18 protein-coding genes, 2 tRNA genes, 2 rRNA genes and 1 pseudogene are annotated in these 22,071 nt (G+C 39.5%); 7 read left to right on the top strand and 16 right to left on the bottom strand.

The window, feature by feature from the left end; all coding sequences use genetic code 11:
- From EV693_RS08465 to accA, 4 genes are all read left to right on the top strand, one after another.
- Complete coding sequence (locus tag EV693_RS08465; protein ID WP_132501947.1) at positions 1-465, top strand: cytochrome c-type biogenesis protein; 465 nt, start codon at positions 1-3, stop codon at positions 463-465.
- The gene (ccmI, locus tag EV693_RS08460; RefSeq protein ID WP_132501946.1) at positions 462-1,352 is read left to right on the top strand and encodes a c-type cytochrome biogenesis protein CcmI; all 891 of its coding nucleotides are present in this window, start codon (positions 462-464) and stop codon (positions 1,350-1,352) included. The genes EV693_RS08465 and ccmI overlap by 4 nt, the downstream gene beginning before the upstream one ends.
- A 202-nt stretch (positions 1,353-1,554) precedes the next feature.
- Positions 1,555-2,991, top strand: a complete 1,437-nt coding sequence (glnA, locus tag EV693_RS08455; RefSeq protein ID WP_132501945.1) for a type I glutamate--ammonia ligase — start codon at positions 1,555-1,557, stop codon at positions 2,989-2,991.
- A 167-nt stretch (positions 2,992-3,158) separates the two neighbouring features.
- Complete coding sequence (accA, locus tag EV693_RS08450; protein ID WP_132501944.1) at positions 3,159-4,112, top strand: acetyl-CoA carboxylase carboxyl transferase subunit alpha; 954 nt, start codon at positions 3,159-3,161, stop codon at positions 4,110-4,112.
- Between the two features lie 112 nt (positions 4,113-4,224).
- On the opposite strand, the gene glpQ is transcribed toward accA, so the two are convergent.
- Together glpQ and argS are read right to left on the bottom strand one after the other, a co-directional pair.
- Entirely contained in the window at positions 4,225-5,313 is a 1,089-nt protein-coding gene (gene glpQ, locus EV693_RS08445; protein ID WP_207906501.1) for a glycerophosphodiester phosphodiesterase, read from the bottom strand.
- 204 nt (positions 5,314-5,517) lie between these two features.
- Positions 5,518-7,245 (bottom strand): arginine--tRNA ligase, encoded by a 1,728-nt coding sequence (gene argS / locus EV693_RS08440; RefSeq protein WP_132501943.1) that lies wholly within the window; start codon positions 7,243-7,245, stop codon positions 5,518-5,520.
- Positions 7,246-7,281: 36 nt separating this feature from the next.
- Here argS and EV693_RS08435 point away from each other — a divergent pair, with 36 nt between their 5' ends.
- Both EV693_RS08435 and EV693_RS08430 read left to right on the top strand, forming a co-directional pair.
- Positions 7,282-7,878, top strand: coding sequence for a VOC family protein (locus tag EV693_RS08435; RefSeq protein ID WP_132501942.1), 597 nt, complete (start codon positions 7,282-7,284; stop codon positions 7,876-7,878).
- 44 nt (positions 7,879-7,922) lie between these two features.
- A pseudogene (locus EV693_RS08430) lies at positions 7,923-8,288 on the top strand (outer membrane lipoprotein); the annotation flags it as partial.
- Positions 8,289-8,440: 152 nt separating this feature from the next.
- Here EV693_RS08430 and rplS read toward each other — a convergent pair.
- The 6 genes from rplS to EV693_RS08400 all read right to left on the bottom strand — a co-directional run bounded on the left by rplS (position 8,441) and on the right by EV693_RS08400 (position 13,406).
- Positions 8,441-8,791: a 50S ribosomal protein L19 gene (gene rplS / locus EV693_RS08425; RefSeq protein WP_132501941.1), complete on the bottom strand. Its 351-nt coding sequence runs from the start codon at positions 8,789-8,791 to the stop codon at positions 8,441-8,443.
- Between the two features lie 12 nt (positions 8,792-8,803).
- On the bottom strand, positions 8,804-9,571 hold the full coding sequence (gene trmD / locus EV693_RS08420; RefSeq protein WP_132501940.1) for a tRNA (guanosine(37)-N1)-methyltransferase TrmD: 768 nt from the start codon (positions 9,569-9,571) through the stop codon (positions 8,804-8,806).
- Positions 9,572-9,625: 54 nt separating this feature from the next.
- Positions 9,626-10,153: a ribosome maturation factor RimM gene (gene rimM, locus EV693_RS08415; protein WP_132501939.1), complete on the bottom strand. Its 528-nt coding sequence runs from the start codon at positions 10,151-10,153 to the stop codon at positions 9,626-9,628.
- 55 nt (positions 10,154-10,208) lie between these two features.
- On the bottom strand, positions 10,209-10,457 hold the full coding sequence (rpsP, locus tag EV693_RS08410) for a 30S ribosomal protein S16 (protein WP_132501938.1): 249 nt from the start codon (positions 10,455-10,457) through the stop codon (positions 10,209-10,211).
- Between the two features lie 234 nt (positions 10,458-10,691).
- A complete protein-coding gene (gene glmS, locus EV693_RS08405) occupies positions 10,692-12,521 on the bottom strand; it encodes a glutamine--fructose-6-phosphate transaminase (isomerizing) (protein WP_132501937.1) in 1,830 nt (609 codons plus the stop codon).
- A gap of 120 nt (positions 12,522-12,641) precedes the next feature.
- On the bottom strand, positions 12,642-13,406 hold the full coding sequence (locus EV693_RS08400) for a DeoR/GlpR family DNA-binding transcription regulator (RefSeq protein ID WP_132501936.1): 765 nt from the start codon (positions 13,404-13,406) through the stop codon (positions 12,642-12,644).
- 165 nt (positions 13,407-13,571) lie between these two features.
- Here EV693_RS08400 and EV693_RS08395 point away from each other — a divergent pair, with 165 nt between their 5' ends.
- Positions 13,572-14,129: a DUF5358 domain-containing protein gene (locus EV693_RS08395; RefSeq protein ID WP_207906502.1), complete on the top strand. Its 558-nt coding sequence runs from the start codon at positions 13,572-13,574 to the stop codon at positions 14,127-14,129.
- 82 nt (positions 14,130-14,211) lie between these two features.
- Here the strand turns inward: EV693_RS08395 and EV693_RS08390 are convergent, their stop codons facing one another.
- The 8 genes from EV693_RS08390 to rrf (EV693_RS08355) form a co-directional block, all read right to left on the bottom strand.
- Complete coding sequence (locus EV693_RS08390; RefSeq protein WP_132501934.1) at positions 14,212-17,301, bottom strand: TonB-dependent hemoglobin/transferrin/lactoferrin family receptor; 3,090 nt, start codon at positions 17,299-17,301, stop codon at positions 14,212-14,214.
- Between the two features lie 230 nt (positions 17,302-17,531).
- Positions 17,532-20,213 (bottom strand): TonB-dependent receptor plug domain-containing protein, encoded by a 2,682-nt coding sequence (locus EV693_RS08385; protein WP_132501933.1) that lies wholly within the window; start codon positions 20,211-20,213, stop codon positions 17,532-17,534.
- A 98-nt stretch (positions 20,214-20,311) separates the two neighbouring features.
- Positions 20,312-20,614: a DUF5389 family protein gene (locus EV693_RS08380; protein ID WP_132501932.1), complete on the bottom strand. Its 303-nt coding sequence runs from the start codon at positions 20,612-20,614 to the stop codon at positions 20,312-20,314.
- 1 nt (position 20,615) lies between these two features.
- Positions 20,616-21,509, bottom strand: a complete 894-nt coding sequence (xerD, locus tag EV693_RS08375; RefSeq protein WP_132501931.1) for a site-specific tyrosine recombinase XerD — start codon at positions 21,507-21,509, stop codon at positions 20,616-20,618.
- 93 nt (positions 21,510-21,602) lie between these two features.
- Positions 21,603-21,678 (bottom strand) — tRNA-Trp (locus tag EV693_RS08370).
- A 36-nt stretch (positions 21,679-21,714) separates the two neighbouring features.
- A tRNA-Asp gene (locus EV693_RS08365) sits at positions 21,715-21,791 on the bottom strand.
- Between the two features lie 11 nt (positions 21,792-21,802).
- Positions 21,803-21,918: ribosomal RNA gene (gene rrf / locus EV693_RS08360) — 5S ribosomal RNA — on the bottom strand.
- A 65-nt stretch (positions 21,919-21,983) separates the two neighbouring features.
- Positions 21,984-22,071: ribosomal RNA gene (gene rrf, locus EV693_RS08355) — 5S ribosomal RNA — on the bottom strand; the annotation flags it as partial.

Raw genomic sequence — 22,071 nt, 5'->3', positions numbered from 1 at the left:
ATGAAAAAAATAATCTTGATATGCCTCTATTTATTACCTTCGCTGGCGATAGCTTCTTTAGATATTGAGCAATTTGACTCCCCCAAACAAGAAGCGGATTACCGCACGTTAATTCAAGAATTACGCTGCCCTCAATGTCAAAATAATAATATTGCTGATTCGAATGCAACCATTGCAACCGATATGCGAAATAAAACACTCGAATTGCTTAAACAAGGCAAAAGCAAAGACGAGATAGTTGAATATATGATCGAACGCTATGGACATTTCGTTACTTATGATCCGCCAATTACGCCTGCAACGATATTGCTTTGGGTGATACCACTATTATTGGTTTTGTTTGGTCTATTCTTCTTAGCACAACGTAAAAAAACAGCAAAACAAGCGGTCAATTCTGACTTGAACTCTGAAAAAATGCTTGATCAAGCTCGCCTCAACGCCATTTTAAACAAGAGGGAAAAATAATGTTTTTTATTGTAATAGTTGCCATATCCCTAGTCATCTGTCTGATAAGTTTTTATCCATTACTAAAAAAAGATGCTCAAAAAGAGTCTAAATTGCGGGATCAGCTAAATAAAGCTTTCTATTTTGACCGTCTAAAAGAGACTGAGCAAGAAGCTGAACAAGGAAAAATTGACGATCTTGAACAAACCAGGCAAGAGCTTCAGCAAAATTTGCTTGATGATATTCCCATACAGACACAAGCGGTCACATCTACACAAAAATTTGCATACAAAACGTGGTTTGTGGCTTTGTTATTGATCGTTCCACTTGTCAGTACGGCTATCTATTGGCAAGTTGGCTCAAAATTTGATGATTCAATGCTCAGTGCAAGCCACCAAAAACTGTCCTATTTTTATGAAAGAATAAAAACCGAAGATACCAATCCACTGTCATTAGAAGAACTCAACCAGTTTGCGATGGCTTTGCGAGTTGAACTACAGAAAAAACCACAAGATCACGCCGCTTGGTTTACGCTGGGGCAAATCGGAATGGCAACTAATAACGGACAACTGGCATTAGACAGCTTTGCTAAAGCCAGCCAAATTCAACCAGAAAACCAGCACTACCGACTACGCTATGTGGAAATACTGATGTACTCTGATGATCCACAAGATAAAGCAAAAGGCGAGGAAATTTTAAAAGCCTTAATTCGAGCTGATCACACCAATATTGAGGCACTTAGCTTGCTAGCTTTTCGTGCATTTGAACAAGAAGATTATAAAATGGCTGCAGTAACTTGGGGAATGATGCTCAAATTAATGCCTGAAGATGATCCTCGTCGAACCACCGTTGAACGCAGTATGCAATCAGCTCGCTCAATGCTTCAGCATTCTCCAACAATCAAATAAATTTTGCAAAAATACCTTCGCTACAGACCGCTCTCCCAGCGTTCTTCTTTTTTCAAAAGCTCCTTTTGTAATTTTATGTAAACTTTCCGTTTCCCTATATTTCAAATGAATGAAATTTAGTATCTTTTACCGCTGACAAAGATTGACAAATTGGCAATCTATTCTGTCTTTTATTCTCTTTTTTACTCAAGGACTGCTCACTATGCCTCTTTCTACAACCGCTAATGCAATTGAAAATGTTGCTAAACTTATTCGAGAACACGAGATTAAATTTGTGTTACTCAAATTTACCGACATAAAAGGTAAAGAACACGGTGTTTCCCTTCCTGTTAGCCTTATCGACAATGATTTAGAAGATTTATTTGAAGAAGGCAAAATGTTTGATGGCTCTTCTGTTGAAGGGTGGAGAGCAATTAATAAAGCCGATATGCTGTTAATGCCAATACCTGAAACCGCTACCCTTGACCCCTTCGCTCGTATCCCCACTCTAACAATCCGCTGTAGTATTTCCGATCCAAATACAATGCAAAGCTATGACCGAGATCCTCGTTCCATTGCAATGCGTGCAGAAAACTACTTAAAATCCACAGGTATTGCAGATAGTGTGCTATTTGGTCCAGAGCCTGAATTCTTTTTATTTGAAGATGTCCGCTTTTCGGTTGAGCCAAATAATGTTTCTTATCACATTGATGATGCTGAAGCAATGTGGAATACCAACCGCAAATATGAAAATGGTAACAACGCCTATCGCCCACTAAAGAAAGGGGGGTACTGTGCTGTTGCACCAATTGACACCGCTCACGATATTCGCTCAGAAATGTGCCTAATCTTAGAACAAATGGGACTTGTCATTGAAGCTCACCACCACGAGGTGGCTACAGCAGGACAAAATGAGATTGCTACTCGTTTTAATACATTAACAGCAAAAGCCGACGAAACCCAAATTTACAAATATGTGGTACAAAATGTCGCATTAGAACACGGCAAAACCGCATGCTTTATGCCAAAACCTTTTGCTGGGGACAATGGTTCTGGAATGCATTGCAATATGTCATTAAGTAAAGCGGGCAAAAATGTGTTTATGGGAGATAAATACGCAGGGCTATCAGATACTGCACTTTACTACATTGGCGGTATAATCAAGCACGCCAAAGCCTTAAATGCCTTCACTAACCCAAGTACAAACTCCTACAAGCGCTTAGTACCTGGGTTCGAAGCTCCTGTTTTACTCGCTTATTCTGCTAGCAATCGTTCAGCCTCAATTCGAATCCCTGCGGTAACTACGCCAAAAGCAACTCGTGTTGAAGCACGTTTTCCTGATCCGCTAGCCAATCCATATCTTGCATTTTCTGCATTATTGATGGCAGGTTTAGACGGCGTATTAAATAAAATCCACCCTGGTGAGGCAATGGATAAAAACCTTTATGACTTACCCCCTGAAGAGTTAAAAGATATTCCTGCTGTAGCAAATTCATTAGGCGAAGCACTGGATAATTTAGAAAGCGATTACCAATTCCTGACGCAAGGTGGCGTATTCAGTAAAGAATTTATCGAAGCATATATCCAAATCAAACGTAAAGAAGTTGAACGCCTGAATATGACGCCACACCCAGTGGAATTTGAGATGTACTATGCTTAGTAAGATGTACTATGCTTAGTAACAAGTTGTGATTTAGATGGTGAACATTGGTTCACCATTTTTTTACCCCCTCTCAACGCAAGACAAAAAAAGGAATATTTGCTAGAATCCGCCAAATCACGCAAAATGATACATTTTCATTGATTATGTGCTTGAAAGGAGCCTATATGAACCAAGAATACTTGGATTTTGAATTACCAATAGCAGAACTAGAAGCAAAAATTGAAGCATTACGCTCCGCTGTAGGGGAAGATAATAAAATTAACCTAGATGACGAGATTGCTCGCTTACAGAAAAAAAGCAAAGAATTAACTAAAAAAACATTTGCAGACCTTGATTCGTGGCAAATATCTCGTATGGCACGCCACCCTAGTCGCCCTTATACCTTAGATTATATTGAGAGAATTTTTACCGAATTTGATGAATTAGCGGGTGATCGTGCTTTTTCGGACGATAAAGCGATTGTTGGTGGTATCGCTCGACTTGATGGCCGCCCAGTAATGGTTATTGGTCATCAAAAGGGACGCAACGTAAAAGATAAAGTGAAGCGTAATTTTGGTATGCCAGCCCCAGAAGGATACCGCAAAGCCCTACGTTTAATGCAAATGGCAGAACGTTTTAACCTGCCAATTATCACCTTTATCGACACCCCTGGGGCTTACCCTGGCATTGGAGCAGAAGAACGTGGGCAATCCGAAGCTATTGCTCGTAATTTACGAGAAATGTCTACTCTTAAAGTACCTGTTATCTGTACTGTCATTGGCGAAGGTGGATCAGGCGGTGCATTAGCAATTGGGGTGGGAGATAAGGTCAATATGTTACAATACAGCACTTATTCAGTGATTTCACCTGAGGGATGTGCCTCTATTTTATGGAAAAGTGCCGAAAAAGCGTCCACTGCAGCTGAAGTAATGGGACTGACAGCAACTCGCTTAAAAGAACTAGAACTGATTGACAGTATCGTACCAGAACCACTTGGTGGGGCACATCGTGATCACAATGAAATGGCAGTAAATTTAAAACAGCGAATATTAGAGGATTTAGCAGAACTGACTAACCTAGATAAGGAACAACTGCTTGAACGTCGCTACCAACGCCTAATGAACTACGGATATGTCTAACCATAGAAATATCTAAAAATTGTTCACTCTACATGATAGCATTTTAACAAAGAAAAGAAATTGCAAGCATTACCATATAATAGACCGCTTGCAATTTCCCAAATATAGCAATCTATTTTTCTAAAAATGCGACGGCCGTATCTGGAAAGTCAGTAAATACGCCTGTCGCTCCAGCCTGATTTAATAAAGCATCGTACATCTGATTTACATCAGAGAAAAACTCAGGTAGAGCGTCTTTTCTTACTGTATAAGGGTGTAATTCTAAATTATATTTAGCTAGCTCTTTTACAAGCGGAGTATAAATGATGTGACCAGCTTTGGATTTTTTATCATCAATTAACATATACCAACCAGGGCCGACGCCGTCGGCATATTTTGCAACCTCAGCCATCGCATTGGGTTTGAACATCCAATCGTAGCTGTAATTTACCCATTTGCCTTGTGCATTTTTTTCTTGAGTTTCTTGCCAGTCGGTGTAAGCCACCAGCTGAACCAGCTTAATATCCATGCCTAACTGTGCTAAAAGCTGGGTTTTAATACGCTTAAGCTCATTAAAATCAAAGGTTTGTAAATAAACAGGATCTTGCTTGGTGGTATAGCCATACTTTTTAAGCACTTTTAAGGTTTCTAACGCAATATCTTTGCCTTCTTGATGATGCAACCAAGGGGCTTTGATCTCTGGATAGATACCAATTTTCTTGCCTGTAGATTTCTCAAGCCCTTGAATAAACTCAATCTCTTCTTCTAGCGTGTGAATGGTAAAGTGAGATTTCCAAAGTGGAAAGCGATTTGGGTAAACTGGGTGCTGCTTGCCGTCTGTGGTTTTGAAGTTTTCAGTCATCTTTAACGTTTTAATTTCAGCCAAGGTAAAGTCAATCACATAATAACGACCATCTGCACGATGGCGATTGGGAAATTTTGTAGCTACATCAGTCAGACCATCAAGAAAATGATCATGAATCACAATGATGTGGTTGTCCTTGGTCATCGCCAAATCTTGCTCTAAATAATCAGCTCGTTGACCAAAAGCTAAGGCTTTACTCTCTAGCGTATGCTCAGGTAAGTAGCCACTGGCCCCACGATGGGCGATAACCAGTTTTTCTTTATTGGGATAAAAAGGTGTGGCAACACTATTGGTTGATAGGAAGGTGCCTGAAAAAACTGTCATGGTTAGTGCCAAAGTGATGAGTTTTTGCTTCATTATTTGTCTCTCCTGTGAAATGGACGTTGATATTATCCACTAAAAATATGGCAGTAAAATGACAAATACTCATATTTTGATTTATGTATGGCGAGACTTTGAGCGAAAACCACATCACTGACAATGTGGTTTTCATCTTTTAATGATTTGATTTGCCACTCATACTTAGGCTATTTTGCGTTTTATAACACTGTTTATTTACACCTACATTTTCTCCACCGTTTTAATACCCAATAAATCCAAGCCTTGCTTTAGAATTTGGGCGGTGAGGCTGGCAAGTCTTAGGCGGCTATTTTTCACATTTTCCTCGGCATGTAGAATAGGGCAAGCCTCGTAGAAGCTGGAGAAGATACCTGCCAATTCATAAAGATATTGGCACAAAATGTGCGGCGTGCCGTCTTTGGCGAGTGTGGTCAGAGCTTCTTCAAATTGCAATAATTTTAATGCAAGCGACCGCTCTTTGTCTTCATTTAGCACAATTTCGCCAGCGGCTGTGCTCATATCAATGCCTGCACGCTCAAAAATTGAGCGAACACGAGTGTAGGCGTATTGCATATAAGGGGCGGTGTTGCCCTCAAAACTTAGCATATTATCCCAGTCAAACACATAATCCGTGGTACGGTTTTTGGATAAATCAGAGTATTTCACCGCCCCAATCGCCACGGCTTCTACCACGGCTTGGCGTTCGCTAGCGGTCAGTTTTGGATTTTTTTGTGCAATCAGTGCAGTGGCTCGTTCAACGGCTTCATCAAGCAGATCTGCCAGCTTCACTGTGCCACCTGTGCGAGTTTTGAACGGTTTGCCATCTTTGCCCAGCATCATACCAAAATAGTGATGCTCAAGGCTAAATTGCTCAGGCACATAGCCTGCCTTGCGAGTAATCAGCCACGCTTGCTGCATATGCTGTGCTTGGCGAGAGTCGGAAAACACCAACGCACGGTCGGCATTTAAGGTTTCGTAGCGATATTTTGCAGCGGCGATGTCGGTGGTCGTGTACAAAAATCCGCCATCTTTTTTCTGGACAATCACGCCCATCGGCTCGCCTTCTTTGTTTTTAAATTCGTCTAAAAACACCACAAACGCCCCGTCATCTTCCACCGCTAAGCCTTTATTTTTTAAGTCCGCCACAATTTCTGGCAGCATTGGGTTGTACAAACTTTCGCCCATCACATCGTTTTGGGTGAGGGTAACATTGAGGCGGTCGTAATTTTTTTGGTTTTGCTCCATCGTAATATTGACCAATTTTTGCCACATTGTGAGGCAATATTCATCGCCACTTTGCAGCTTCACTACATAGCCTCGAGCCTTTTGAGCAAAGGTTTCATCGCAGTCATAATGTGCCTTGGCAGCACGATAAAACGCCTCCAAATCGCCCAAATCCATCGCTGTGGCTTGCTCGTTCTCCATCTTTTCAAGATAGGCAATCAACATACCAAACTGCGTCCCCCAGTCGCCAACGTGATTGGCTCGGATCACCTTGTGTCCCAAAAATTCCAGCGTACGCACCACCGCATCGCCGATGATGGTTGAGCGTAAATGCCCAACGTGCATCTCTTTGGCGACATTGGGGGAGGAATAATCCGCCACAATGGTTTGGGCAGCCTGCAAATCCACGCCCAATCTGTCGCCGCTAAGGGCGGCTGATGCTTGCATTGCCAGCCAAGTGGGGTCTAAGAAAATATTGATAAACCCTGGACCTGCAATCTCTAGCTTGCTGGCAATGCCACTAAGATCAAGCTGCTCTAAGGTTTTTTGAGCAAATTCTCTGGGATTTTGCCCCAATTTTTTGGCTGCCCCCATAATGCCATTGGCTTGGTAATCGCCAAACTGCGGCTTGCCTGACTGACGCACCAACGCCTCCACGTCTTGCTTTGCCCCTGCGGCAATCATTGCTTGTTGGATTTTTTCCGATAAAATATGCTGAATATTCACGAGATAACCTATCTTTTACTGTAAAAATTAGTGCCAATGATACTAAAAAATGCAAAATTTTACGAGGAAATGACCGCTTGTTTTGGTGATCTTGTTGTATTTCAACAAAAAATCGAACAAATTGCTCAACTTGCCCAGATTAATTTATCATTATTTGAGATTGACCACCTTGCTGTACGAATGAATAATACTCAAACGGCTGAGCATTGGTATAAAATGCTATTAAACAACAGCACACTACTTAAACAAAGCGAGGTAAATGGTCGCCCAATTGCATTATTTAGCCTACACGAACCGCTCCCTTTTTGTCATCAGGCTATTTCGGTGATTGAGCTTCCCTTCCCAAAAAGCAAAACCTACCCAAAGGAAGGCTGGGAGCATTGTGAAATTGTTGTTCCATTTTTAACCAATGAGACAGTTGAACAATGGATAGTGCGGCTAACTACAACATACCAATTAACTGACCATACTGATCTTAATATAAAAATCAGCCAACCTCAGGTCGCAGGTGAACGCTTACCAAATCCAAGCATCGCTATTTCTCTTAAAAATAAAACGAGCCAAAACAATTGCTGTCTCAAATTACACCCTTACGATATAAATACCATTGTTCGTTCAGAGCTGTTGCTTTGAACTTTTTTATTGGAGAAATATGATGAAAAAATTACCTTTACAACAGTAGAAGTGTTTACCGTGGTAACAAAGCGAAGGAAGCTCGCTCTATCAGCTATGACACGATCGTTTCAACTCGTGAAGTTGCTATTTAAGCAGATAACCAAGACGTGATTGGCAGCGTCGCTGATTCAGCAATAGGCGGAGGTTCAGGCAAAACTATCGCCAGTGCAATTGGTACGGTAGCTGCTGCGATTATTGGCAATAAAGTCGAGCAGAAAACAGCTCAAGTGGATTCTTTAGAACTCGTTATTCGCAAAGATAATGGGCAAGAAATTGTAGTTGTACAGAAAAAAGAAGCGGGATTTGTCGCAGGTAAGCGAGTCAGAATTGTTGGAGCAGATCACGACTTAAATGTATCGCTACTTTAGCCCTTAACTATTTCATTAATTATTCAGCGGAAATATTTGCAAAAAATCACAAAGTTCTAACCGCTTGTGCAGATAGCACAAAAATATAATAAACAAAAAAGGCTTGGGGTAACCAAATTGTCCTCCCAAGCCTTTTCATCGTTCGTTTAGGATTAGTCGCCTAAACGCTCTTTAATACGAGCAGATTTACCTGAACGCTCACGCAAGTAGTAAAGTTTCGCTTTACGCACCGCACCTTTGCGTTTTACAAAAATGCTTTCTACTACTGGTGAATGAGTTTGGAATACACGCTCAACACCTACACCGTTTGAAACTTTACGCAGTGTAAATGCAGAGTGCAAGCCACGGTTACGAATTGCAATAACCACGCCTTCGAACGCTTGCAAACGTCTTTTGCTACCTTCTACTACCCAAACTTTAACTTCCAATGTATCCCCTGGACGGAAGCTTGGGATATTTTGTTTTAATTGTTCTTGTTCGAGTTGTTTGATGATGTTACTCATTTTTTAAACCTTTTATGTCCTAGAATTAACTGAATCTTGTTGCTGCTTAATTTTACGCAACAACCCTTTTTGTTCGTCAGTCAGAGCTAGGCTATCTAATAGCTCAGGGCGTCTTAACCACGTCCGCTCTAGAGACTGTTCCAGTCGCCATTTGCGAATTTTCTCGTGGTGTCCAGACATCAGCACTTCAGGTACAGGCAAACCGTCCAGTATTTCAGGGCGAGTATAATGGGGACAATCTAGCAATCCGCTCGCAAAAGAATCTTCTTCTGCTGAAGCCTGCTTCCCAAGTACCCCTGGAATAAACCTTGCAACTGCATCAATCAACGTCATTGCAGGCAATTCCCCCCCTGTCAGAACATAATCTCCGACTGACCATTCTTCATCAATTTCTGTCTGAATCAATCGTTCATCAATGCCTTCATAACGTCCACAAACCAAAATCAACTTCTGATTACTTGCAAGACTTTTTACGCCAGCCTGATCAAGTTTACGTCCTTGCGGCGAGAGGTAAATAACTTTTGCCTCCCCACCTTCTTCTGCCTTAGCTCTCGCTTTTGCTTGATGAATAGCATCACGCAAAGGCTGTACCATCATCAACATACCTGGACCACCACCATAAGGGCGATCATCTACGGTACGATGTTTATCAAAGGTAAAATCACGAGGATTCCAACATTGAATTTGCAGAAGTTCTTGTTTTACTGCACGTCCTGTTACCCCGAAATCGGTAATCGCTTTAAACATCTCAGGGAACAGCGAAATGATACCAATCCACATTGCTATCTCTGTTGCCTCAACGTCTTTTTATTAAAGCTAACCGCATACCTGAGGTTAGAAACCAGCGTCCCAATCCACTGTAATTGTTTTCGTGGTGAGATCGACTCTTTTAACTACTTGTTCGTATAAAAACGGAATTAACCGCTCTTGCTTTCCAAAAGCGTCTTTTGCTGTTGCACGCACCACAAGCACATCATTTGATCCTGTTTCCATTAATTCGCTCACCAGCCCCATCGTATAGCCGTCAACATTCACTACTTGGCAACCAATTAAATCGTGCCAGTAATAATCTCCCTCGTCTAATGTTGGAAACACACTTAACGCTACACCTATTTCAGCATTGGTTAAAAGCTGTGCCGCCTCTCGGTCATCTGTGCCTTTTAATTTCACAATCAAATCATTGTTATGATAACGCCAACTTTCTAATTCGACAGCCTGCCACTTCCCTTTGATTTTTAAAAACCAAGGTAAGTAGTCAAAAATGCTTTCTGCGATTTCTGTTGATGAATAAAGACGTAACCAGCCACGGATACCATAAGTCGCCCCTAACTTTCCGACAACTTCCAGTTTTTGTTCGCTCATATTCACCTATCAAAAAAAATTTACAGAAAACAACCGCTTGTATTAATACCTTTAATTAAGCCGCTTTGCGTGCTTCTTTTACTAAGGTTTGAACACGATCAGAAAGCGATGCACCTTTTGCAATCCAAGCGTCAACTTTTGCAACATCTAAACGTAAACGCTCAGCTTGACCTGCTGCAATTGGATTGAAAAAACCTAAACGCTCGATGAAACGACCGTCACGTGGGCTACGGCTGTCCGCCACCACGATTTGATAAAATGGGCGTTTTTTAGCTCCGCCACGAGTTAAACGAATGGTTACCATAACCGTCCTCTAAAAGTTTGATAGTAAAAAGAAAACCCTCGTTCGAGGTGAGGGCATATCGCTTGTTTGTTATTTCTTTCGAGATCTCTCTCAATAGATTTCTTTAAATACAAAACAAGCGGTGGAATTATAGCTATTTTTTGCAAAAAAACAAGTAACTTACTTCTGTTGTAATTACTTGCCTTAGTCTCTGTTACACGATTTTATCAATGCAATCACAAATGCAACTACTATTTACTCCACCGTTACCGCTTTTGCTAAATTCCTTGGTTTATCTACATTCGTGCCTTTAATTAAAGCAACGTGATAGGCGAACAGTTGTAGCGGCACAGTGTAAAAAATAGGGGCAATAACCTCATCAATTTGCACGGTTGTGATCAATTTCACCCCAGCAACTTCATTAAACCCAGCTGTTTGATCAGTGAAAATATAGAGCAATCCGCCTCTCGCACGCACCTCTTCAATATTAGACTTCACTTTTTCTAACAACACATTATTTGGAGCAAGCACAATCACAGGCATCTGATTATCAATCAACGCAAGAGGTCCGTGTTTTAGCTCACCAGAGGCATAAGCCTCAGCGTGAATATAAGAAATTTCCTTGAGTTTTAACGCCGATTCCATCGCTATAGGATAGAACTCACCACGCCCTAAAAACAACGTGTGTTGCTTATCTGCAAAATCACTGGCAAGTTGCTCAATTACATTATTTAGCCCCAAAGCGCTCTCAAGTTGAACAGGCAGACGTTGTAAAGCTTGTACAATTTGACATTCTCGCATTTCATTCAGCGAACCTTGCAACCGCCCAATTGCAATATTTAACAGCAATAAACAAGTGAGTTGCGTAGTAAAAGCCTTGGTTGAAGCCACTCCAATCTCCACCCCAGCCTTAGTCATAAAAGCAAAATCAGCCTCACGTACAAGGGAAGAACTTGCCACATTACAAATCGCCATTGTTGCCATATAGCCTGAAGTTTTAGCCAAACGCATTGCAGCAAGCGTGTCTGCAGTTTCGCCCGACTGAGAGAGTGTAATCAGCAAACTATTTGGTCGTGTAACAAATTTGCGATAGCGAAATTCAGAGGCTATTTCCACATCGCAGCTAATACCCACCAAATCTTCAAACCAATAACGAGCAACCATTCCAGCGTTGTATGATGTGCCACAAGCGACTATTTGAATATGCTCAACTTTCTGCAAAATTTCTTGAGCCTCTTGCTCAAAAGTATTGAGATTTAATCGGCCATTTTCAATTCTTCCAGCAAGAGTATTCGTGATAGCGAGCGGTTGTTCAAAAATTTCTTTTTGCATATAGTGCTGATACATACCTTTATCTGCCGCATCATCGGTAAAACAGTTATCCAAAATTTCACGCTGTACCTTCTCACCAGTTTGTGTGTAAATTTCAACACGATGGCAATAAACGTCCGCAATATCCCCTTCTTCTAAATAACTAAAACGGCGAGTAACGCTCAATAAAGCAAGCGGATCAGAGGCAATAAAATTTTCTCCGTCCCCATAACCAATCACTAGCGGAGACCCTGAACGTGCCACAATCAGATGTTCAGGCTCATTTTTATTCATTATCACAGTGCCGTAAGCCCCACGCAGCTGCACCACAGTTCTCTGTACGGCTTCTAACAACGAACTGGCAGATTGCAACTCCCACGCGACAAGATGAGCAATCACTTCGGTATCCGTCTGCGACTGAAAAACATATCCCTTTGCCTGCAGGGTCGTTTTCAATATTTCGTAATTTTCAATAATACCATTATGTACTACTGCAATATCCTCCGAGCAATGTGGGTGGGCATTAGCCTCACTCGCTTCACCATGTGTAGCCCAACGGGTGTGAGCAATACCTGTTTGCCCTTGCAATGGTTCAGCACACAACGCCTCATCTAACGCCTCAACCTTGCCAACACGCCGCACCGTTTGTATTGTATTTTTATTTAAGACGGCAACCCCCGCCGAATCGTAACCTCGATATTCAAGGCGATGTAATCCATCAACTAAGATCCTTGCAACATCACGCTGGGCGACCGCCCCAACAATTCCACACATAAAATTAATAATCCTTTTTTTACTTAACAATAATGGTTTTTTAGAGAAAAATTTCTCTCTATTTTCATTTTTGCATCTGTTCACACCGCAAATGGTTCGTTAGGGAAGGAAAATAGGAAACTACTTTGCAATAATCACCTCAATCCCCTGCTGCTCAATGTCAGCACGAATAGTTGAGCTTAATTGATTATCGGTAATTAACTTATCAATATGCGACCACCCTAATTCAAGGTTTGGCATTTTTCGCCCTATTTTCTCGCTCTCAATTAACACAATCACCTCACGGCTTACTTCTGCCATCACTTGACTTAATCCGACTAACTCATTGAACGTAGTTGTACCACGAGCTAAATCCAGACCATCAGCCCCAATAAAAAGCTGATCAAAATCATAAGAACGCAGCACCTGCTCTGCGACTTTTCCCTGAAATGATTCAGAACGCATATCCCAAGTGCCACCGGTCATCAATACCGTAGGTTCACACTCTAAAGAAATCAGCTCATTCGCTAACGCTAATGAATTCGTCATTATCACTAAGCCTGTTTGATGAAGCACCTTAACTAATGCCCCTGTTGTACGACCACTATCCACAATAATACGATTGTGATCTCGAATCAGCTCTACTGCACATTTTGCAATCGCCATCTTTTGAATCGAAACATTCTCACCTTCTCCTTGCTCATCAACGAGGCCTTCAGGCATTTTCATCGCTCCACCATAACGACGTAATAAAAAGCCCCCCTCTTCCAAAATCGTAAGATCCTTACGAATCGTAACTTCTGATGTTTCAAATAAGCTAGCTAGATGTTCAACGCTAACTTCGTCTTGCTGTTGTACAATTTTTACAATTGCTTGGCGGCGTTGCTGAGTATTTCTCTTCTGCATTTTATTTTAATAAATTTCAAATCAAAAGGAATAAATTATATCTCGAAATAATAAAAAAGAAAGCCATTTACGATATTGCTGTGCTATATCAAGATAAAAATTACTGATAAAATGCCTCGTCCTTTTTCTCATAACAACTTAATAAAATAACGGTTTAACAAAATGATGTACAAAAAATGGTTGCTTTCAGGCATTATGCTTTTCATTACAGGGTGTAGCATAACAAATCCTCAAGAGCCTTTTCCTGGCGAATTTATCGGTGCTGATTATATTATTTCAGACCAAGATGCTCATCGTTGGGCAATCGCCAGTCGCCAAGCAGAACTCTGTATTTACCCCAATTTGACCAGAATTCAGCAACAGCATTTTTCTAAAGAAGACGCTTATATCCACGCACAGTATGTTTTATTTTATCCACTGGAGGAGTTTATTGGTTCAGATTACGTCAAAATGATCCAAGAAGACGAAAAATCAATGGGATATGCACAGCGTCAGTTTAAAAAATTCAAAACAGATAAAGTCAAAGCATTACCTAATGAACAATGCCAAATCCTAAGAAACAATGCTCGCAATGATCTTGACGTATTGAAAGGAAAATATAAAAACGGAATGGTCGATATTACACAGGATAATTCAGAGACAAAAAACAGCGAAGGACTTGCAACTAGCGAAAATAAATTCTTCTTTGATATTATCAAATGGGGAGCAATGTTGCTGCTGTAATACTTTTTGTGAATTCGACAACTTCCTCCATATTAAAGAGGAAGTTGTCTGTTAGCATCAGTTTGAAGGAAAGATTGCAAAATTAGAATGTTAATTCACCGCTTAATCTGAAATTACGTTCTGGTGCATAAAAACGATTAATTCCCTCACCCGTAGCATTATCAATACGATTAGCGGTACCAAACGGCTTAATCGAACGTAGACTATCCCAAGTCGCATATTTGCGATTAGTTAAGTTATAGACGCCAAGTTGCAATGTCAGGCTTTTTATTGGTTTAACATAAACTATCGTATCTATCGTCGTGTAAGATTGACTTAGCCATTTAGCATAGCTACTTTTTGCTCGTTCTTCACTATGGTAGCGATTATAGCTATCTTTATTCGCTTTTTTCTCAACGTGAGTGATGTAAATATCCGCACCAAACCGCTCTGATGGGTGATCATAGCCTAAGCTGAATACTGACGTTTTCGGTTGAATCGCATTCATTGGAATACCAGATCCCCCAGTTGGCTTAGCAATATCTGTCTTCGGATCATACGCCATACGCCCCTTTTGATAGGTGTATTTATACCCTACCACTACCCCTTCAAGTGGGTTAAATAAACGACCTAAAAATATTTTCGATTGTAATTCAATACCACTTACCCTTGCTGCTGGACGATTAGTATTTTGATAAATAGCATAACCTAGATTTTGGCTACCAACTTGACGAGACAGCTCCCCTTTATATTGCAAATCAATGAAGTTTTTATAATTTGTTTCAAATGCACTAAACGTCAAGAATCCAACATCGTGATGCAAAGTTACTGTTGCCTCTTTCGTTTTTGCCGTCTCCTCTCTGAGCTGCACATTAGGCTTAATGCTTAAATCAGGGTGCAAGAAAGTAAAGTAAATTTCATCACTAGTCGGCACTCTAAACCCCTTGCCGTATTTTGCTTGCAACCTTAACCAAGGCAAAGGATCAAATGTCGTCGCCACAGAATAGGATTTTGCCGAATATTTTTTCGGTTGTGAAAATCGCTGAATATTCTCTTTTGGTGTTAAACTTGGATCAAGTTTCACCATCTCATCAGGCAATTTTGGCGTGACGCCTGCGACATAAATTGGTTTATACCTGATCTTGTCATAACGATAAGCCCAATCAATGCCTAACCAGTCATTAAAACGAATATCGTCCCCAAAATAGAGTGCATTCGTTACATTTTTCACAGGAATTAAGAACGAATAGGTATTTTGATTACTGCAAAGTGAATTAAATTTATCTGTACCTTTACAGCTCTGAGGATATACCGCCCACCATCTGAGTGAATCAGCAAGATAGGTATCGCCTGAAGTATTGACCATAGATTTTCCGTTTTTAGACCATAAACCACCATAAAACAAGGCGTGTTTTGTTGCCCAAAACTCAATTTCTTTGGTTAAATCCAAATTAATCTGGTGTGTTTTCGTATTGAGATCACGCTCTGTCCAAATATTTTGTAAATATCCCTTGTTATTAGGTCTAATAACAACTGGTGATCTAAGCTGGCTGGTATAAATCGATCTATCGGCTTGGATTTGAGCATACTTTTTCCCCTCTCGCTCAATCACCTTAAATGGCACATCAACGATCTTATCTCTATAAAAAGCCTTGATCGTATTCAGCTCACAATTTACCGCATCACAGCTATAAATAATCGGATTATAAGTCGATAAGTTGTAATCAATCTGATTGCTAACGCCTTCATTAGCTGGGTCATTTAAATCATATTTCATACCATCTACGACAAGCGAACGTTCTGTTTTATTGATATAAGTATTTTCTTTGACCGTAAAGGCACAAACCAATTCTCCAGAACTTGGATCACACTCATAATCAACAGTCGCATTCGGATTTAATTTAAATTGTTCCTCAAGCCTTTTTTCGACAACCGTTCTTTTCGGTCTAAATATCTCTCTATCGTACTTCCAATACTTTCCTGCTTTTTCCAGCTCTTCTTTGTTTAACAAAGTAACGGTTTCAGAATGGAGATTTTTTTCATTCCAATATGGCTGAATATTCACATACTCAATCGGCGTATTATTTTTATCTACCAATTGATTATTTTTGTTATATTTCAACCCAAATTTATTTTGCAAAAATTCACATTTCTCGTTACCGTCACAATATTCGTCCGTTCTTGCACGAGTTGTAATTTTTTGGTTGGAATACGTCAATTTTAGACTGTCGTAAAATGGGTTTTGAGTGAAATTCTCAAAAGTAATCGCATAATTCTGCCGCACTATTTTGTCATTGACGTGGCGAAGTTCCACCTCATCACGCTGTAATACCCCTAATTTTGTGTGTTTTAACGTATAAGAAAAATCATTCCCCTTGGTTTTTGCCTGATATAAATCCGCCATTACACTTAGGCGGTTTTCCTCATTAGGTTGGAAGCCTACTTTTAACAATGTGCTATTCACACTACGTTGATACGGATCAGCTTTTTCACGTTTTTTACCTTGGATATGAGACGCATAACTTTTATAACCAAAATTTTTCAATTCATCAGCATCTCGTTTTGTTGCTACTACCAACGCATCAAACCATTTATAACGCCCCGCTAAACTCAAACGATTCAAATGATGATTATCTGCTGAAGAATAACCACGTTTATAGGAAAAATGATAGTTTTTCTGCGTTAAATAATCCCTCGCATCTTTCGTTTCAAAAATAACCGCTCCACCAAGCGATCCACTGCCTGTTCTGACCCCATCAGCACCTTTACGAATGATTACCTGCTTTAAGGTTTCAATTTCAGCACCGTTACGGGTATTATTAAAATTACCATATCCCTCAAATAGCTCTTTAAAACCTTGCGAAGAGATGGTTTCCGCTTGAGCTAGACCATCAACTTGAATAGCAACACGGTTTTCATCGACCCCACGAATCGCATAGCCAGATGTGCCAAATCGCCCATTTTCCACTACCGTTACGCCCGTTTCATAACGAACCACCTCTCTACTATCTTGGGTTTGTTGCTTACCCAGCATTTTTGCTGTTTTTTTAATCTCACCAATTTTTTGAGATTGTCCCTGCGAACCCGAAACAACAATTGTTTGTAGCCTTATAGCATTCTCACTAGCGTAGTTTAAGCCACAAGATAACACCACCACTGCAATAGCCGATAATTTTATCTGCTTATTTCTCATTACAACGCACCTTTTTACAATTAATAACTATTCTTAATTGTAACAATTTCACTTATATTTACAATACATACATTATTCTATTTCTTCCAAGCCTTACAAGCAGTTATTTATTTACAAAAAATTGCAAACATATTCAGAAAGAATTTTCTCCGACTGAAAGCGAACAAAAAAAGCTCCCTCCAAAAATAGAGAGAGCCGTTGCATTGTTATAGTATAACGGAAGGTAGTAACTAAAATTGGTAGTTAAAATTAACTAAATAAGTTCGCCCTCTCGCATAGTTATTCGACTGGTATTGGTAATCGTCGCTAACGCCCATTTGGTATAAGAATTGGCTTGCTGAATCATTATTTGCATCTAATGGATTGATATAAGCCCTGTCAAATACATTTTGAACTTCAGCTTTAACTTGAAGGTTTTTTATAGGTTTGAAAATAGCATAAATATCGAAAATAATCGGTTGTTTCTTCAACACGCCTTCTTCTTTATTGTAACCGCAAATATGGGTAAATCCAGATTTTCCATGTGCTGTTCCTGGACAAGGTACTATAGCAGCATTTTGTGTTGTAACACGACTTTCCCCATAATATTTCGCTTTTGTACCAAGTATGAATTTTTGATCAAACCATCTTGTTCCAAAATCTAGACTTGCATAATCTCTCGGCAACATTGTCAATTTAGTTAGGCCATAGCCTTGAGCCCATTGACCTTGAGCTGTTGGAGCGTCTACTCGAGGGCTAGAGTCCGTAAAATTGAGGGGTTGGTTAGTATATTGACGAGCATAAGCCATCTCTAAATAAAAACGACCAAGATCATAGCTTAATTCTACCTCTAAGCCTTTAATTCTAACTTTGTTGGCATAATTATAATGCTTGATGAATGGCTCTGCACTTCCCCATCGAGACTCTCTCGCTTTTACATTATGAATATAGTCATTAATTTTTGTCTTATATACCAAAAATTTAAACCCAAAAGTGTCTTGATCTGAGATAAGACCTGATCGATAAGAATTAAAGCCTAACTGCCACGTTTTCGCATTTTCTGGTTTTAGGTGATTAATCCCTGAACTATCAAACTCACTGAAGAATATTTCTTTAATATTTGGTGATCGGTGCGTTTTTGAATAATTTACAAACGGTGTGAACATATCGTGAATATAAGCAGATAATCCTAAAGAATGATTCAGATATTTATGCTCCCCCATTTCATATTTTTTGAAGTTTCGCCCCGTTGAAATATGTTCATATCCTAGATATTTCTTATCTGGATTAGCGAGAATAGCCTGATCAACTTTTGATTCGTGTTCAGAATTACCTTCTTCATAATCCCAAAATTGTAATACTTCATAAGCAAATTCTTCTCTATTAAATTTAAAGCTTTCATCCAATATTTTTTGATATTTTGGATTGGTGAAAAAATCCTTGCCGAAATAGCGTTGATAGCTTCGTCTTGCACTTTCATTATTTCCTGTTCCGATGCGATCCCAACGTTCACCTCGGTATTCATTTTTAGTCCAATTCAAATTAGCATCAAGTGTAAAAATACCAAAGGTTAGACTATTATCAAGATATACACTATTAAACTCTTGCTCACCCTCAGGATAGAAAGTATTAGCTTCAGAACCATTAATTAAGGCACCTATACCTCTTTTATGTTTATTCTTAGCTACACGATAGTTCAATTCAGAAGGGTGTCTACTCTTCTTATACTCATTATGAAGAAGATTCACGCCAAGTGTTGTTTTTAAGAAACCAAAAGGCAGTTCGTTACTAAATGTATTACTCACATCAAATGTATTTGATGTATTTTTAGTCGTCAAGCCCCCAAATTGTAGTGGAAGGCTCATAATTTTTGCACCTGATTGGTACTCTTGCTTACCCAAGTTATAAGCATACAATACATTCAAATCTACATTGCGATTTTGAGGAGAAGTCAGATGATAATTAATTTGATAGCTATCTGATTTAATTTGGCGACCCACAAGCCCTGTTTGATAATTTCGGTAAGATAGCACCAAATCATTGTATTGATCACTGTATTCTATTTTGGCTAAATGACTTTTCGGCTTTTGACGAAGTGCTTTGGCATTATAGGGAGGTAACCCAGGTTCGTACCACAGTTCTCCGAATTCATCTATATAGGTTGGCTCGCCTGCAGCATTATAACCTGCAAAGGTAAACTCTTTTCCTTTGATATTTCCATATCCATCTCCCACTTTATAATCTTGTGATATATCACGATGTGAATAGCCATAAATAAATCCAAGCTTTTTATTATCAAAGTTTTTCTTTGCTGCAACGGCAACCATATAGCTATTGCCAATATTATTGCTACCTAGACTATAATTAGCAATTGCTCCAACCTGATTATCTTCTCTAATAACATCAGCCAATCTTAAAGTTCTAAAATCAGCCGATCCCATTAAAGCATTAACTCCACCTTTACCACTAAAGGTACCACGTTCAATATCAACACCTCGGATAAATGCAGGATCAATAAGTCCTCCAAAAGAAGAAGTACCGCTACCACGACTCCCCCCATCGTCTGCTGAAGAAGCATAAAAGGTCTGAGAAACGCCATCAACTGTCATATTGACTCGTCCAAATCCACTTAAACCACGGATATTCACATTTACACCACCGCCTGATTTATCCAAATTAGTAAAAGCACCTGGAACCGTTCTAACAATATCATCAAGCGATTGAGTATTGTCTGATTTAACTTCTCTTACACTCATCGCTTTTGACTTTATAAAAGCATCTTCTTTCGTTACTGACGTTGATGTTCCCTTTACAAAAACTTCACCTAATGCTTCTGGAACTGTAGATTGCCCTTTCGAATGAGAGATAAAACTCACTGTCGTTGCAACAGTACCTATAACAATCATTCTCCGATGTTTTTCATTTAGTATCATAAGTCTCCTTGTCTATTTAATAATAATTATCACTAGTAAATATATCACTATTATGATTAAATTCAACAATTCGACTGGAAAAATAAGGTTAAATACTCTTACTGTATCAATTGAGAAACAATATAAAAGACAAGTGTATAAAAGATTAAAAAGGCAAATATCAAACAAACTACCGCTAAGCGTTTATGTTGTCGATACAACCTATAAAGTCCACCTGATACCAATAAAAGAACAAAGGGATATATCCAAAAAAGAATGGAAAAATAATCTATTTGAAATGAAGTTAGGTGAGTATTATCAGAAAAAGCAGATGAAACAAGCAAAGCAAGTGGCCATAACGCACTTGGTAAACAGAAAAAAGCAAGAGACCAACCAAATAAAGAAAAACCTTTTTTTTGCATATTATCCTCGGGGGTGAAATTGTTGATGTAACGATTTTAAACGTGTACGAGCAACTTGGGTATAAATTTGCGTGGTAGATAAATCACTATGTCCAAGTAACATTTGAACTACTCTCAAATCTGCACCGTGGTTTACTAAGTGTGTAGCAAATGCGTGGCGTAAAACATGAGGCGAAAGTTTATCGCCGTCAATACCAGCAAGTTTTGCATAATATTTAATTCTATGCCAGAACGTTTGACGAGTCATCTGCTTCCCCAAACGACTTGGAAAAACAACATCAGATTGCATACCATTCAATAACAACATTCTACCTTCAGCAAAAAACTGTCTAACCCAATAATTAGCCTCTTCACCTAAGGGAATCAAACGTTCTTTATCTCCCTTACCTACAACTCTTACTAAGCCTTGACGTAAGCTAATAGATTCTAGAGTGAGTGAAACTAATTCGGAAACCCGTAATCCAGTCGCATAAAGCAACTCAAGCATTGCTTTATCTCGCAGTTCTATGGGATCTTGTATATTTGGGAGATTTAATAATGCAGAAACTTGCTCTTCACTAAGAGATTTAGGTAAATAGAGTTTTTTTTTAGGCGATACTAACTTTTCTGTTGGGTTATCTTTACGATATTTTTCTACATAAAGAAAATGAAAGAACTTTCTTAAGCAACTTTGCATTCTGGCTAAACTCGCAGGCTTGTATCCTTGTTCCAATCTTTCGCTAATAAATTGTTGTATATCTAGATAATCTAGTGTCAAAAAAGCCTGTGGAGAGGATAACCATTGAGAAAAGATAACTAAATCAATTCGATAGGCAGATATTGTATTACTGGATAACCCTTCTTGTTGCCAAAGAGAAGCTAGAAACAATTCAATTATAGGGTCAAGGTTTTTCATTTTAATAATGATAAATATTACAAGCGATTAATTTCTACAAAAAATTTGCAAAACCATCTAGTGGAGTATAAAAGAATGTAAAAAGATAAATAATGGCAGGGGCGGAGAGACTCGAACTCCCAACACCCGGTTTTGGAGACCGGTGCTCTACCAATTGAACTACGCCCCTATAGACAAAGCGAGAGTTAACTCGCCTTTTAATAAGTGGCGGAACGGACGGGACTCGAACCCGCGACCCCCTGCGTGACAGGCAGGTATTCTAACCAGCTGAACTACCGCTCCGCAAAATAGGAGATTAATGATGACCTACTCTCACATGGGGAACCCCCACACTACCATCGGCGTTACTGCGTTTTACTTCTGAGTTCGGAATGGATTCAGGTAGAACCACAGCACTATTGTCATTAATCAAATTCTCAATTAAGTTAGCTTACTAGATAAACAATATATAATTAATAAACTAATTTAATAAAGCTCTGGCGATGACCTACTCTCACATGGGGAGCCCCCACACTACCATCGGCGTTACTGCGTTTTACTTCTGAGTTCGGAATGGATTCAG

Source organism: Nicoletella semolina (assembly GCF_004345745.1).
GTDB classification, from domain to species: domain Bacteria; phylum Pseudomonadota; class Gammaproteobacteria; order Enterobacterales; family Pasteurellaceae; genus Nicoletella; species Nicoletella semolina.
Note: the sequence above shows the minus strand (reverse complement) of the source record. Positions and strands in the feature narration are given on the sequence as shown.